This is a genomic window from Microcoleus sp. B13-B6, from assembly GCF_036705405.1.
GTDB lineage: Bacteria > Cyanobacteriota > Cyanobacteriia > Cyanobacteriales > Microcoleaceae > Microcoleus.
The window spans coordinates 1-15014 of sequence record NZ_JAUBUJ010000017.1 but is presented as its reverse complement, the minus strand read 5'-3'; the positions used below and the strand labels follow the sequence as shown (position 1 = coordinate 15014).

Sequence of the window (15014 nt, the reverse complement as noted above, 5' to 3'; positions counted from 1 at the left end):
GTTATTTAATTCGCGATCCTTAGATCAACAAACCCATATTCTTTTCGTCCTATACTTTGTAGTTTGGTATTCTTGAGTGGCAGTTAGTTTAATTATTTAAATCCTAAATATACTCAGTACGGTCAGAGACCATACTGAATTGCCAACCATTTCTCACGCTTGCCTGCCCGTTATCAAATTTCTCAGTCTCATCAAACTGTGGTTCAATTTAGTCCACAAAGCGTGGACTTCAGCTATGAGACAGGGATTTCAATCCCTGTCGGACTCTCGGACTCATCGATCGACCCCGATCGCACTTTTGGGCGATCGGGTTTTGCTTTCAGTCCGCCGGGGATTGAAATCCCCGTCTCATAGCTAAAGTCGGTTAAAACCGACTGAAGCGCCAAATCAAACGATCGCCCACCTCAGTCCTCATAGCAAGGACTTTAGCTAGGACACAGGGAGTTCAATCCCTGTCGGACTATGGGACTCGCCGATCGATAAACAGCGTAACATCACCAAAAATCCCCCGCTACAGCATTACCGTAACGGAGGATTTTTGTCAACCTACAAAATCAATTTTCTTGCAGTTTTTTGTTAGCTTCTGTCAGTAGCAGCTACTGGTTCAAAGCTTGGAACCACCAACTCACCATTCTGCTTGGTGAGTTGATTGTACAGCCTTTCGGTATTCGGGAAATTCGCCGCAGGCAGAGTCGGAAAGCGACGGTAAGGAACAGTATCCTCACCAAAAGCCTCGGCATATTCAACGCTGTTCAACATCGCGTTGATAAAGCCCTTAATCCCTTTACTTGCCAAGATTTGGTTGTACGTCCGAATCTCCGCTTGATTGCGGGGAGCGCGGCCCAAGAAGTGCTTCGTTCCCAACTCAATCACCTTAGTATTGGGATAAGGTGCGTAGAACTGTTTGACGTACAGCGATGAGCAACCCAAAGCTTCAATGAACTCCTTGAGATTGATTTCATTGTTGCCCAGTTTGCTTTCCAGCGCCGTAAATTCATTCTTCACAACGTAGGGATTCAAGTCGCGTTCAAAAACTTGACGGTAAGCAGCTTGAATTAAAGTTTTCAAAGCTACTTTGTCAGAAGTAGTCGTCAGCTTGAACACCTTAGTTTGTTCGCGCCGCTTGCTGACACCTTGAGCGAGGCTATTTTGTAACTCGAATTCGCCCCGATCGAGCGCAGCGCCCAATTCGATAAACCTCGGAGTTTCTTCCTCAGTCTCGACAGTTTGCTCGACAACAGAACCGCTGCGCGTAGTCACAAGCGAGCTTAACGAAGAGAACCTCTCTTCGTTAAGATCCGAAGAAAGGCAATCGCAGAAGTTTCGAGTTATTTACATTCTGTTACATAAGCGGGTTTATTTACGCCTACCTACTGAAATTTCATAATTGGTTTTCTATCGCTCCTAACGCCTTTAATGTTGCTTTTTGAGGTTCCGTTAATCCGGTTACTCCAGTAATATTCATGCCTTCATATAACCGATCGGGACGGAGAATCTTGAGACATTCTCCTGTTTGAACATTCCACAATCGCAGGGTTTCATCATAGCTAGCACTGGCTAGAATCAGCGGACGATCTGAAGAAACGCCATCACAATGCGGTTGAAACGCAATAGAAATGACCGCTCCTGTGTGTCCTTGCAGCACTCGCAGGCACTGCCAAGTTGTTGTATCCCACAGGCGAATTGTGCGATCGGTACTGCTGCTTGCCATTAATCTACCGTCTGGGCTGAAAGCAATAGAACAAATCGAACTCGTATGTTCCTGCAAAGTAACGCAGCATTGACCTGTATTAATGTCCCACAACTTCAACAAATGGTCATCACCACCTGTTGCCAGCAAGTGCCCCTGGGGATGAAAGGCCGCTGTCCAGTTGCGACTGGTATGACCCTGCAAAGCCATACAACGCTCGCCAGTGTTTGCATTCCACACTCTGACTAACGGATCGTTACTCACGCTTGCTAGGAGATGAGCTTGCGGATGAAACGCGATTGCTAGTACATTCCAATGCCCCCCATCAAATAGGGTTTTAATCGTGGTTTCAGTAGTAATATCCCAGAACCGAATCATTGCATCGCCATGACCCATCACTAAAATATCGCTTTGAGGATGAAAGCCGATCGCTTGCACCCAATGGGTATGCTGGTAAACCGTCTTAAGACGACAGTCAAATGCAGTTTCTGAAGCTTGACTGAGAGTAGAAGGTTGAGCAATTACCTCAAACTCCCACAGGCATACCTTGCCACCCAAATCGGACGTAGCAAACCAGTTTTTTTGGGGATGAAACGCAGTACCCCAAACCTGTATAGTATGTTCTGCTATAACTTTCAAGCAGCGTCCAGTTGCTATATCCCAAATTCTTACTTGACCATTTTCACTGCCACTAACCAGTAGAGTTCCCTGGCTGTTGCAGGCGAGGGTTCTAAAAGCAATCATCTTTCCTTGCAAAGTTCTGGTACATTGCCCGATTGTTGTATCCCAAAATCTGATGGTTCCGTTAACGCTGCCACTGACAACGATCGAACTGTTCGAGAAACAGCCAATTGCGAAGACAGCATCTCCATCGCCTTGCGACAGAACTTTAAGACATCTTCTAGTCCGGACATCCCAGAGGCGAACGGTGCCATCGCTACTGCCACTTACCAAAATGCTGCTATCAGCAGTGTAGCCGATCGCATTTACAGGACCTTTGTGACCTTCCAAAGTATGGAGACAGTCCCCCGTTTCTAGATCCCAGATTTTGACTGAAGAATTTGCTCCACCCGTCGCCAGATGAGTACCGTCAGAATTAAAAGCAACTGACCACACCATATCTGTATGGACAAATGTCTGCAAACATTCTCCAGTCGAGACATCCCAGAGTCTGACTGTTAGTTCGGCCCCAGCACTCGCCAGTAGCCTGCTGTGAGGGTGAAATGCCAACCCAATACCTTGAGCCTGACTGCCTGAAAGCACCCTGAGACATTGCCCGGTTTGGACATCCCACAGTTCGATCGTATTGCCATCTTTACTGCAGGCAACTAGCTTACCGTCTGGGCTAAATATCGTTACTAGCACAGAATTACCAACGAACCAGCTTTGCAGGCATCTTCCTGTTGTGACATCCCACAACTTGACGAGATGATCGTAACCACCACTCACCAGCAATCGTCCGTCTGGGCTAAAATCCAAACCTTTCAAGACTAAAGAAGTGTGGGCTGCTAAGGTAAGCACTCGTTGACCTGTTGCCACCTGCCAAACACAAATCATGCCATCGTTACCGAGCTTTGCGACTAAGGTATTGTCTGGGCTGACGGCAACTGCATTGAGGCTGCCCAGTAATTCGGCAAAGACTGAGTTAATCAAATGGGTATCAGCTAAATTAACTTGTTTAAGCGACACTTGTCGCAAATCTGCTTGACGAATCGTTAAGCCAGAAAAATCATATCCACTCAGATCGGCGTGCAATTGAGATAGTAGATTGATTAAGTTACCAGCTCCATATCCCGATCGGAGGTGAGGTTCTCGTTTCAGGCGTTCTAGCATTGGCTGTAATTGTTGCGCGATCGCCTGTTGAGTGCCAAAATGACCCAACAGTTGAGCAATCAGAGGTTGCACGAGCGCTCGCAGTTGCGCCTCTCGAATGTAATCTTTTGCCTGCGCTTTTAACAGTGCGTAGGTTGATAATAATTGCGGTGCCTGCTGACAAATTTCATCACAAACAGTTTCGATCGACTTCTGTGTCATGTATTCCATGACAACAGGTTGCTGGGTAAATCCTTGAGTGCTGCATTCAATCAGCGATCGCCGCCGCAAGTATTCTAATGCTTCTAGCAGTTTGGCTTTAGAAAGCGCAGGGAAAAAATCATTTTGCAATTCCTGAGTTGTTACCCAGTCTCGATTAATAGCCAGCCAATACATTACCTGTTTTTCTATATCCGACAGACGATTGAATTGCCCATCAAGTAACAACCGAATTCCGTTAAAAACAGCAGTTTTTTCCTGTATAAACGCAGAAATATTGCCGTCAAATACTTCGCTAATCGAGGTGGCGACAATCTTTAAAGCCAGAGGATTTCCCCCATAAAGTTCATTAAGCTGTTGGCGATCGGCATCTGAACCGCTCAAAGACTTACTTGAGAAAATGCCATCGCTTTCTGCAGCGCTTAAACCGATCGTTTGCAGTACCCGCACTAGAGAGATTTCTCCTGCTAGAACCGCAACTTCGTCTGGTTTTTCACGACTGGTAAAGACTAAACAGCTTTGATGGCTGCTCTCGCCAACACGCTGCAACAATTGTCCGTAGCCTTCATACTGAGGTAAATAGTGCCCGGCTCGATCGCCGCTCTGCAAGATCGATTCGCCATTATCTAGAATCAGCAGACAGCGATGTTTTTGCAAGTATTGCAATAAACGAGAAGTTTGTTCGTAAGTCGATCGAGGCAGCTCAATGTCTTGTTGCTGGGAAAGTATTAGAATTAGGTCTTTGAGCAAGTCTTCTAGGGGAGGCGCGTTCCGCAGCGATCGCCACACAACAAACTCGAAGTGTTCTTGAATCTGCTGGGCCAGTTTTACTGACAGTGCGGTTTTGCCAATGCCACCCATCCCTAACAGGGCGACTAATCGACAGCGCTCCCGCACTATCCACTGGGTTAGCTTGCCTAATTCTTGAGTGCGTCCGTGAAAAATGGAGACATCGATCGCTTCTCCCCAATCACAAAGAGGATCCACATTGAGGCAGCCGATCGCAGTGGCTGGTGTTTGGGCAAGGCTAGCTTGATGGTCAGCAAGAACAGGAGCATTTTTTTGTTTTTCTGTGTCTTGTCCCTGTTGTTGTGCAATTATTTGTCCGGCCGCAAGGCGTTCTATACAAGCACGAAAGCTTTTCTTCGTTACAGATTCGCCAAAGGCAGTTGATAAACGTTGCCATAACTGGGGTGCAAAGGTACGGCTGAGGTAGCTGGCAGAGTAGTTAGTTGTCTGTGCGATCGCTTCGTAGGTTTGTCCCAACCACGCACCTCTAAGCAGCGCAATTTCCATAGCAGTCAGAGGATTGCCCGTGCGATTTTTCACCAGCCGATCGACCCATTCAAGTCCGTGTTCCAGCTCCATACTTTATCGATAAAAGTATTAATTGTTACAAAAATTACCTATCGAACAATATTTCCTTTGAAGCTTACCAAATAATTTACGAATTTCAGCTATTGACAGGAAACGGATTTTGTGAATTGCAATGCGGTTAAATTTTTTGGACTCTAACCGACTGCCAGAAGTTGGCTCAAACTCCTTTAAGTTCAACAGTTTGGCTGTGGCAGATACCCTGCACGAACTTGCTCTGTGGAAAATCGATCTGTAACGCGAAGTTTATCTATCGACATGAAAGCCTGAATTCGAGATGCTGGTACACATGATGCAAACAACACCTTGCATTAGATTGAGAATAAATCGAATTAGAAATCAGCCAGTCCCAAAAATTATCGTATCCTATCGTGTAGGCGCGAGCGACCGCAATAACTATGCTTCGTATTCTGGACTTTAACCCGCACTATCCTGCTGCATAAAGTCCGCACTACAAACAGTTTTTGTTATGGTAATCGATCGGACACGAGCTCGGTTATCTGCTTGCTAAAACTTGCCGATAATTGCAAATATTTGTGAGGCTAAACCGATGAAATTACAAAAATCAATCCTAACAATGAAAGCAAAATTTGTTTCTACAGTCATGGGAATTTCACTGTTAAGCGTACCGGTGCTGTCTGATATTACCAATGCCCAAACCCCATCACCCGCCCTGCAAACCGGATTGCAATTTCAAGCATCTGAGGAATTCAATGTCGGTGCAGTAACTACTTTATCTGTCACTACAACTTACCAAGTAGACTCAGGCAAGTGTGTCGGTCAGTTCTACCACCCTAATATGGAGACTCACAGCCGCACCCACGAAGAGCTAGTCTTCGGGAGAGCAGCCTTCATTTCCCAAACTACGCCACCCGCTCCAGGGTTGCGCGTTACTATCAGAAATGTCACCCCCGGGATCGATCGCAACCCTTCTCCTTATACCGATCGCGGATACGATAAAGCTCCAATGTCGCAAGGATTTAAAGTGTCTTTTGACATCACACACAAGGGTAGCTATTTAGCCGTACAACCTGGCAATAACGACTTTTCCTATGAGATAAAACGCGGTAATACCATCATTGAATCCGGTACTTTCACCGCCAGAATCGAGCGCAGAAATCAAAGCACCACCCGCAACGAAAATTTCAGTTGGAACATGGGCTTTGGCTTAAATGACGACAAAAAGCGGTGTCAACAACAGCCTGCTTCCCAGCAGAATGGCTTCCCAATGCCGCCCCTCGATTGGCCGCATAACATCCCAAGAGATTTGTTTAGGGATATGAAGCCGTAATTAAACGACTAAAAAGCAAATGCACCGACAGCACCTAAGTGATGTCTAGTTTCGCGTGAAAAGATTTTGGAATTTGGCATAACTTCTATGAACATCGATCCTGTAAATATCAACTTATCTACTTTCCTCGATCGCCACAATCTGCTGCTAGCCAGTAACATGAAAAGCCAGATCGCGCTGCCCAACAATTTCAACGATTTGATGGCAAGATTCAACCATGTCAGCGATGCAATAAACAATCAAAGTGGCGATCGCATCAATGGACTTAGCGATAATGACATCCTGTTGGGCGATGTCGGCAACGATACGATTTGGGGGAATGCTGGCAGCGATTTGCTCGCGGGCGACGCGGGGCTAGATGTATTAATCGGCGGGACTGAGAGCGATATCTTCGTGTTGGAAGCCCAGGAAGGAACTGATATTCTCACTGACTTTAATCTTAACGATCGCGATCGGCTCGGTTTAGCTGCGGGGTTAACCCTTGATGAATTAATCGTTTATCAAGGCACAGGCGACAACAGCGACAGTACATTAATTAGCACTAAGACTGGGAATTTGCTGGCAATTATCAAAAACACCAGTGCCAGCGCGATCGACAATTCAGCCTTCCTCACTTTAAAACCTCCTGGATCTGTAACCAGCCTCGGCGATCGGGCCATGCGATCGGATGTAGCGCGCGATCGGTTTAGAGTAGACGGCACCGGCGTTAAAATCGGGGTGTTATCTGATAGTTTCAACAAACTGGGTGGAGCCGCCAAAGATATTGAAAGCGGCGACTTGCCTGCAACAGTCAAGGTGTTATCAGAATTTGACCATAAGTCCCTCGCACCGATGGATGAAGGCAGAGCTTTGCTGCAAATTATTCACGATATTGCTCCAGGAGCTGAATTGTTATTTCACACAGCCTCTGCAGTCGGTGAGTTTAACAGCGCTCTAGAATTCGCCAAAGCAAATGAAAGGGTTATAGCTGACGGAATTCATGCCCTGGCAGCACGGGGAGCGCAAATCATTGTAGATGATGTCAGGGTTCTATCTGAACCGATGTTCCAAGATGGCATCATTGCCCGAGCGATCGAAGAAGTAGTCAAACAGGGAGTTTCCTATTTTACTTCAGCAGGTAATTCTGCTCGCCATAGCTATCAAAGTGCTTTCAACTCGGCTGGATTTGTGCCAGGTTTCGGAGAACTTCATGACTTCGATCCGGGGCCTGGGGTAGATATCTATCAAAACATCACGCTAAAGACAGGTGATTCCTTCGACCTCTCACTGCAATGGGACTCACCTATGGCTAATTCAACTAACGATCTTGACATTTACCTGCTCGACAGCACCAAACAAAAAATATTAGGCAGCCGCACATTGTCAAATGTGGGAGGAGATCCGATCGAGTTTTTTAAATTCTCCAATGATGGTTCCTTTGGCTCCAATTTATTCAATCTCATGATTGCCAAGCGATCGGGTGCTGCTCCCGGTTTAATGAAGTATATAGCGGGCGGTTCCGCTACCTTCAAAATCAACAATTACAACACCAATAGTTCAACTGTATATGGCAATGCGAATGCCAGAGGAGTCGCAGCAGTCGGGGCTGCCTCTTATTTTCTCACTCCTGAATACGGTGTAAATCCTGCAATATTGGAAAAGTTTTCTTCGGCTGGTGGCACTCCTATTTTGTTTGATGAAAAGGGCGATCGTCTATCTAAACCTGAGTTGCGCCCGCAGCCGAGTTTCGTCGCTCCCAACAATACCAATACGACGTTCTTTGGCAACGATATTCTGGAAGATGCTGACAGTTTCCCCAATTTCGCGGGCACATCTGCAGCGGTTCCTCATGCGGCGGCAGTTGCGGCTTTGATGCTGCAAGCAAATCCCTACTTAAGCCCAGCGGACATTAATAGAGTCCTAGCGCAAACGGCTTTGGATATGGACGATCCAAACACGCCCGGTTTTGATGTTGGATTTGACCTTGCCAGTGGATATGGTTTGATTCAAGCCGATCGGGCGATCGAGCTAATTAGTTAAAAGTGTTCGGTTGTAGGCATTAGGTAATAGCTATGAGGTGATAGAGTTCGGTTGTAGGTGTTAGGTTTGAGGTGTGAGGCTATTTTCGCAAGTTGCCGAAATTAGCATTTCATATCATCCCATCAGCGTTTATCCGCGTTTATCCGCTAAGGAATGAGAATTAAATAACTTAGAATTTTGATGGTTCTTGTGGGATGGGCGTCCCGCCCGTCCAGAAAGGGCGGGCTATAAGCCCAACCCCTACTCCCCACTTTCAAGAGTGTAAATTATTTAATTCGCGATCCTAAAATCTGCGGTTGCAAAAATCCCCCGCTACAGCATTACCATAGCGAGGGATTTTTGTCAACCTACCAACTCAATTTTCTTGCAGTTTGTTGTTAGCTTCTGTCAGTAGCAGCTACTGGTTCAAAGCTTGGAACCACCAACTCACCATTCTGCTTAGTGAGTTGATTGTACAGCCTTTCAGTATTCGGGAAATTCGCCGCAGGCAGAGTCGGAAAGCGACGGTAAGGAACAGTATCCTCGCCAAACGCCTCCGCATATTCAACGCTGTTCAACATCGCGTTGATAAAGCCCTTAATCCCTTTACTTGCCAAGATTTGGTTGTACGTCCGAATCTCCGCTTGATTGCGGGGAGCGCGACCCAAGAAGTGCTTGGTTCCCAACTCAATCACCTTAGTATTGGGATAAGGTGCGTAGAACTGTTTGATGTACAGCGATGAGCAACCCAAAGCTTCAATGAACTCCTTGAGATTGATTTCATTGTTGCCCAGTTTGCTTTCCAGCGCCGTGAATTCATTCTTCACAACATACGGGTTGATGTCGCGCTCAAAAATTTGACGGTAAGCAGCTTGAATTAAAGTTTTCAAAGCTACTTTGTCCGAAGTAGTCGTCAGCTTGAACACCTTAGTTTGTTCGCGCCGCTTGCTGACACCTTGAGCGAGGCTATTTTGTAACTCGAATTCGCCGCGATCGAGCGCAGTGCCGAGTTCGATAAATCGAGGAGTTTCGGGCGTCTGAGCTTGGACATTTTGCTCAGCGATGGAACCCGATCGCATCGTCCGCATCGACAAACCACCGGGAGTTACATAGCGCTCGTAGGGCACTGTATCTTCCCCGAAAGCTTCGTTGTACTCCATGCTGTCCATGATGCTATCGACCAGCGCGTAGAAACCCTTCTTGGCGCAAATGTCAAAGTAAGCGTTCATTTCCTGACGGCCATAGGTAGGGCGTCCCAGGAGTCGGCGGTGAATGTACTCGATCGCCTTACAAACGTAGAGCTTGCTCCAGTACATATTGCGGAACACGTCAGACTTCGCCAACATCCGAATAAACTCGCGCATCGGAATCTCGCCGTTTTCCAGCTTAATTTCCGCTACCTTTTGGCGCTGGCCGTCGAACACATCGCGACCGAACACTTGCAGGTAAGCTGCCCGAATCACAGCTTGGGTGGAACTTTCGGTAAATTTGACACTGGAAGCATTGCTGTAGCTGCTAGAGACACCGCGGGCAGTTTTCTTGGAAGCAACATAGTTGCTCGGTAACTGGTCTAATTTAAAGACCTTGGGGCCCAGAGAACCAGGAGCAGCACCGCGAGCAGCCGGATTGCTCAACTGATTGTCAATACCTGCACCTTGACGGATCAGGATGCGGCGAGTGTCTTTGCCGAAGGGAGCCGGACGGCTCTTGGGGTTGCGAGTTTCTTTGGGGAAAATCGCGCCAAACTGAATTTCTAAGGGGTCATTGCCAACACCGTAAACGTGCTGGTCTGGCAGAGGCTGGGTGTAGCCGGCAAACAAGGTGATGAACTGAGGAACCTTGCGGAACGGAGCGCTGAAATTGAACAAATCAATTTGCGGGCCCCAGTTGCGACACTCCTGAGCTTCTTGGCCCAAACCGCGCAGGTAAGGCACTGTTTCTTCGCCGAAATAGTCGGAATATTCCTGGGAATAAACCATCGCGTCTACGAGGGCTGGCAGGCCGCCTTTGCTGACGATCGCAAAATACTTGCTAAATTCCTCCCGCGAGCTCAAACCGCGGCCGAGGAAGTGGCGGGCGGCAAGTTCTACAGCGCGGCTGTTGACAAACGGCTCGTAGAATTGCTGACGGTACAGAGGAGATTTACCCAACCGGCGAATAAACTCTTTCATCGAGATTTCGCCATTTTTGACCTTGGATTCCAAGTCAGAAATGCTTTGGCTGTATGCGCGGGTAATATCGCGCTCGAATACTTGGCGGTAAGCTGCTTTGATTACTTCTAGCTTTTCAGCCGAAGACAGACCGGTTTTCATGACGAATTTCGATCGGCGCTCGGCTGCGTTGAAGTAGATTTGAGGCAGTTGCAGCCCTTGCTGGTCGTTGCTTTCGCGCTGCCGCACCTTGTCTGAAGGTGTGGGAGCTTTGAATTCGGTAATTGCTACGTCGAAATACTGTCCGACGATCGCAGCGGCCTCTGCATTGTTTTTGAAATATCCCAAAGATGCAGCCTTCATTTCCTGCATTGCCACAATTGTGGCTGCCGAAGAGCAAGCATTTTCGATGATTTCTCGCAATCCGCGCACGTTCACCGAAATAATGTTCGGGTCGCCAGCTACGATCGCGTAGGTGATGTAGCGCAAAAACCAGCTCAAATCCCGCAGAGATTTGGTCATGTTGCCCGGGCCGTAGCGCGAGACATTGATCGGCTGAAATCCTGCTGGGATTGGGCCGCTGTAGCCGCCACCGTTGCCAGAAAATAGATTTCCTAGCCCCAAGAAACCACCGCCACCGCCACCGCCGTTGCCGCCACCTGCGCGACCTTCAACGTAGGTAACAGTTCCCAGTTTCATGCCTTCAGAGACATTCCCCGATCCGGCGCGAGCCGCACCTGCTACAGCCATCGCAGGTTCTTGTGGTCTTTCCAAAAATGCCAGCGGGGAACCGCCGGTAAAAATCCGGTTGGCTGCGCGGGATACTATCAGTTCCGAGTTTTTGGTCAGCGTCGCAGAGATATCGATCCGAAGAGCCCCTGAACTGAAATAACTTGCCAGTTCGCTGAGTTCGCCCCGCTGTAGAAAGCGGTCTTGCTGTTCTGCTTGCGAAATTGTTGCGACCGGTACAGTTTGATATAGTTGCGGACGCGCAACCGAGCTTCCACCACTTGCTTTTACAGTCATTAGACTCCTTAGCTCCCTATCTAAATCGTTGCAGCATTTAACCAGACTAACCTTGCCTTCTCATGCAGGTCAAAGTAGGTATTTTTGCTTTGTTTACTTTTTGCCTTTACCTGTCACGAGGTTCGGGCGCGCTTACTTTCTTAGATTAAAATGTTTTGGTTTCATCTTTCTGCCTGCGGGGAAATGTCCGATCCGAAGGCAGGCACGGGGTACTCCCTCCGCTGCACTCCGCCGGCATACCCGTGGAAAAAAAGACTCGGCAGGAGAGTTGCCTTTGGGCGATCGCAGCCAGTGCCTTGAATTAAAGGAAAAGAAAATCAAAAATTTTCTTCTGCCTGTTTCGCGGCCTCTTGCTCTCTGGAAAGACGCCTCCGCTTTACTCGACAGTTCAGCGGTGGGCTATTGACAGTCCTTGTTTGTTAAAAAGCCTGTCGAGATTTATTGTATAGATTTAAGAGAGCTTATATGAGAAAAAATGATAAGTTTTATTACGCAGAAGCTGTCAACCGATTTTAGATTTTAGATTTTAGATTTTAGATTGAAGAATCGACCCCACCGATAAATCCGGGGGGCGCGGATCAAATTGCTGTCGGTCAGTGGTCAGCGGTCAGTTGTCAGTCCAATCCCGAATCCCCAAGCGCAACAAATGTCACCTATGGATACTACACCCGATATCAGTGCTGCCGTGCGGCGGCTGTACGATACTTTCCCTTTCCCGCCCGATCCTTTGTCCGATGAACCGCCCCCTGGGTACAACTGGCGCTGGAGTTGGCCTGATGCTTACAATTTTTGCACTGGCCAAAAGCCGCCCAAACTCGATATTCGGATTTTAGATGCTGGCTGCGGCACTGGTTCGAGCACTGATTATCTGATTCACCTCAATCCTGAAGCTTCGGTAACGGCGATCGACCTGAGTGCGGGTGCTTTGAAGGTAGCACAAGAACGCTGTCGCCGATCGGGAGCGCGGGAAGCTGATTTTCGCCACCTCAGCTTGTACGATGCCGCCGAGTTAGAGGGCGAGTTTGATTTGATCAACTGCGTCGGCGTGCTGCACCACTTACCCGATCCGATCCGGGGCATTCAAGCGCTGGCGGCGAAGTTGGCCGAGGGTGGTTTGATGCACATTTTTGTGTATGCTGAGCTCGGACGCTGGGAAATTCAACTGATGCAAAGGGCGATCGGACTTCTCCAAGGCCCCCAAAAAGGTGACTATCCCGATGGTGTGAAAGTCGGTCGTCAAATCTTTGCTTCTTTACCAGAAAACAACCGTCTTGTCAAGTACGAGAAACAGCGTTGGGCAGGAGAAAATCAGCGGGACGAATGTTTTGCTGATATGTACGTTCACCCGCAGGAAATTGATTACAATATCGAGACTTTGTTCGAGTTAATTGACGCTTCGGGATTGGAATTTATTGGTTTCTCAAATCCGGGATATTGGCAGTTAGAAAGACTTTTGGGGAAAGCGCCGGAATTGATAGAAAGAGCTCAGGGTTTGACGGAACGGGAGCTTTATCGATTAATTGAGTTGTTGGATACGGAAATCACTCATTACGAGTTTTTCTTGGGCAAAAAGCCTGTTAATAAAATTGATTGGTCGGACGATAAGGCACTTTTGGCGGCAATTCCTGAGTTGAGTGGTTGTATGCACGGTTGGCCTAGTCAACAAGTGTTTGATTGCAACTACCAATTGCTCAATTTGTCAAGTGCGGAATTTGAGTTTTTGCAAGGTTGTGTACCCCCCCCAGACAGGGCGGGCACGGGGGCACCGCCCCTACAAGGTGGTGGGAAGACTGTTGGGGAGATTTTGGCGGATGTGGAGATGGGATTGGATGAAGTGCGATCGATCTTATCAAAACAGCTAATTTTGCTAACACCGAAATTATAGGGCTTTTTGATTATGTGAACGAACCGCGAAGACGCGAAGTGCGCGAAGGAAGAACTGTATCTCTTTCTTCGCGTCCTTCGTGCCTCGCGGTTCATTTAATCTTAAATCTGGCACCATTCTCAATTAGCCTTTTATGAACAGGCAAGATGCCTGTTCCACAAGAAAATTTATCTTTTGTGGAACGGGCATCTTGCCCGTTCTTGAGAATGGTGCAACATCTCAGTTCACTCTTACTCGTTTACTCGCTTTCGGTAAAATCCGAAATGGATTGACACAGGCCCCCGTCTGCGGCTACGCTTTGAAGTTAGAGGTTGCTTTGCTTGTAGAGGAAGTAGCCCGCGTCGCCCAAAAATCTAGTTGCACTGCCCAAAGCTGCTGGTAACAGCAATGGACAGCTAACCGCCAAACTGTACAAGGCAGTCTGGAGGCTAACGGAGTATCTTAACATCCTCTGTAGCCGCCCTGCTATGTGTTGAAATGCGGGGCGGCTGGGTTTTTGGGTTTTTCTAGAAAACCCAAAACCAGGAGAACATATTATGTCACAGGAATTCTTGCCTGACGACAACAAATTTGCACGGCCAAATGACGACTCAGCAGCAGAATCGGAACAGGATGTGGTGTGTGTAACGGTTACAGGTTCGCCCAAGGGTGTCAGGGAAACCATACTCACCTTGTACCGCCTGGGATTTGCACAAGTCGGCGATTGGAGTCAGCTACAACGTGCAGCCAATCCGAAGCAGGTGATGAGTGTGCTGATTCGCCGTCGGAAGCGCAAAGCATAGGTGTTTGCTCGTTCCCAGGCTTGAGCCTGGGAACCAGTTAATTAAGAAGACCAACAAATATCAGGCACGTTACTTTACTAAATCAGGATAAGAGCATATCTTAATTTAGAGGCTGAAACCCCTTTAAAAAAGCTAGGCGGGGAAAGGCACATTTCCCCGCCTAAGCCTTGTAACCATTGGAAAACTGATGTTGTGTTACATGAACACTTTATGTGTTATGTTAACTTTTTTGAATATTTGAGAGGCATTATGGGAGAAGCAAAACGAAGAAAAAAAGCGCGTGGTTTAGGAAAAACGTCTACTACACAACAAATCTCAACATCCTCAAACATTTTTTATAGGACTCTTCACCAAATTTCAGAAATTGAAGATGTTGAGTTTCAACAAGCTCGTGAAAATTTACCATATTTAGCGTTACTGTGGTCTGCTCTGGTTACTTTTCACGATCATATTGACAATTACACATTATTAGGAATTGTAGATTTTTGGCAAAACTACTGGGAAAAAGCAGCATATTTATTAGGTGCAATAGAACTTAGCGAGCATCGACATCTATTATGGGTAAGTAATATAAAAACCATGAGATTAATGATTTTAAAAAAGTTAGAAAAATATTTAAAAAACGATAACCAATATTTTTTAGAACATGGAACCACACCTTTTTCATCTATGGCTGAAACGACAATAGAAGTAGCACTGGCTATGTATCGGTTAGAGTCGATAGGGGCATTTCTACCCCTACCTCTCCTTCAGAACGGAACGTGAAACTTTCGCTTCATTCCGCTCC

The 15014-nt window shown here is 47.3% G+C and carries 10 protein-coding genes and 1 pseudogene; 7 read left to right on the top strand and 4 right to left on the bottom strand.

Annotated features, from left to right (window positions below; genetic code table 11):
* Positions 1-139 precede the first annotated feature (139 nt).
* Positions 140-358: a hypothetical protein gene (locus QUB35_RS10040; RefSeq protein ID WP_333141708.1), complete on the top strand. Its 219-nt coding sequence runs from the start codon at positions 140-142 to the stop codon at positions 356-358.
* Positions 359-576: 218 nt separating this feature from the next.
* On the opposite strand, the pseudogene QUB35_RS10035 reads toward QUB35_RS10040, so the two are convergent.
* Positions 577-1215, bottom strand: a pseudogene (locus tag QUB35_RS10035) (phycobilisome rod-core linker polypeptide); the annotation flags it as partial.
* A 166-nt stretch (positions 1216-1381) separates the two neighbouring features.
* Positions 1382-5089: a WD40 domain-containing protein gene (locus QUB35_RS10030; protein ID WP_333141706.1), complete on the bottom strand. Its 3708-nt coding sequence runs from the start codon at positions 5087-5089 to the stop codon at positions 1382-1384.
* A 583-nt stretch (positions 5090-5672) separates the two neighbouring features.
* On the opposite strand from QUB35_RS10030, the gene QUB35_RS10025 reads away from it, so the two are divergent.
* Together QUB35_RS10025 and QUB35_RS10020 are read left to right on the top strand one after the other, a co-directional pair.
* On the top strand, positions 5673-6386 hold the full coding sequence (locus QUB35_RS10025) for a hypothetical protein (RefSeq protein ID WP_333141704.1): 714 nt from the start codon (positions 5673-5675) through the stop codon (positions 6384-6386).
* A gap of 87 nt (positions 6387-6473) precedes the next feature.
* The gene (locus QUB35_RS10020) at positions 6474-8405 is read left to right on the top strand and encodes a S8 family serine peptidase (RefSeq protein WP_333141702.1); all 1932 of its coding nucleotides are present in this window, start codon (positions 6474-6476) and stop codon (positions 8403-8405) included.
* Positions 8406-8782: 377 nt separating this feature from the next.
* On the opposite strand, the gene QUB35_RS10015 is transcribed toward QUB35_RS10020, so the two are convergent.
* On the bottom strand, positions 8783-11560 hold the full coding sequence (locus QUB35_RS10015) for a phycobilisome rod-core linker polypeptide (protein ID WP_333141700.1): 2778 nt from the start codon (positions 11558-11560) through the stop codon (positions 8783-8785).
* Positions 11561-12215: 655 nt separating this feature from the next.
* On the opposite strand from QUB35_RS10015, the gene QUB35_RS10010 reads away from it, so the two are divergent.
* Together QUB35_RS10010 and QUB35_RS10005 are read left to right on the top strand one after the other, a co-directional pair.
* Positions 12216-13445, top strand: coding sequence for a class I SAM-dependent methyltransferase (locus QUB35_RS10010; protein WP_333141698.1), 1230 nt, complete (start codon positions 12216-12218; stop codon positions 13443-13445).
* A gap of 146 nt (positions 13446-13591) precedes the next feature.
* The gene (locus tag QUB35_RS10005) at positions 13592-13717 is read left to right on the top strand and encodes a hypothetical protein (protein ID WP_333141696.1); all 126 of its coding nucleotides are present in this window, start codon (positions 13592-13594) and stop codon (positions 13715-13717) included.
* Between the two features lie 32 nt (positions 13718-13749).
* Here QUB35_RS10005 and QUB35_RS10000 read toward each other — a convergent pair whose 3' ends face one another.
* The gene (locus tag QUB35_RS10000; RefSeq protein WP_333141694.1) at positions 13750-13893 is read right to left on the bottom strand and encodes a hypothetical protein; all 144 of its coding nucleotides are present in this window, start codon (positions 13891-13893) and stop codon (positions 13750-13752) included.
* Positions 13894-13981: 88 nt separating this feature from the next.
* On the opposite strand from QUB35_RS10000, the gene QUB35_RS09995 reads away from it, so the two are divergent.
* Both QUB35_RS09995 and QUB35_RS09990 read left to right on the top strand, forming a co-directional pair.
* On the top strand, positions 13982-14227 hold the full coding sequence (locus QUB35_RS09995) for a hypothetical protein (RefSeq protein WP_333141692.1): 246 nt from the start codon (positions 13982-13984) through the stop codon (positions 14225-14227).
* A 249-nt stretch (positions 14228-14476) separates the two neighbouring features.
* Positions 14477-14992, top strand: a complete 516-nt coding sequence (locus QUB35_RS09990; protein ID WP_333141690.1) for a hypothetical protein — start codon at positions 14477-14479, stop codon at positions 14990-14992.
* The last annotated feature ends 22 nt before the right edge of the window (positions 14993-15014 follow it).

Coding starts and splice junctions, on each gene's coding strand:
- QUB35_RS10025 (WP_333141704.1), top strand. CDS start 5,673: ATGAAAGCAAAATTTGTTTCTACAGTCATGGGAATTTCACTGTTAAGC.
- QUB35_RS09990 (WP_333141690.1), top strand. CDS start 14,477: ATGGGAGAAGCAAAACGAAGAAAAAAAGCGCGTGGTTTAGGAAAAACG.
- QUB35_RS10005 (WP_333141696.1), top strand. CDS start 13,592: ATGCCTGTTCCACAAGAAAATTTATCTTTTGTGGAACGGGCATCTTGC.
- QUB35_RS09995 (WP_333141692.1), top strand. CDS start 13,982: ATGTCACAGGAATTCTTGCCTGACGACAACAAATTTGCACGGCCAAAT.
- QUB35_RS10030 (WP_333141706.1), bottom strand. CDS start 5,089: ATGGAGCTGGAACACGGACTTGAATGGGTCGATCGGCTGGTGAAAAAT.
- QUB35_RS10015 (WP_333141700.1), bottom strand. CDS start 11,560: ATGACTGTAAAAGCAAGTGGTGGAAGCTCGGTTGCGCGTCCGCAACTA.
- QUB35_RS10020 (WP_333141702.1), top strand. CDS start 6,474: ATGAACATCGATCCTGTAAATATCAACTTATCTACTTTCCTCGATCGC.
- QUB35_RS10000 (WP_333141694.1), bottom strand. CDS start 13,893: ATGTTAAGATACTCCGTTAGCCTCCAGACTGCCTTGTACAGTTTGGCG.
- QUB35_RS10010 (WP_333141698.1), top strand. CDS start 12,216: ATGGATACTACACCCGATATCAGTGCTGCCGTGCGGCGGCTGTACGAT.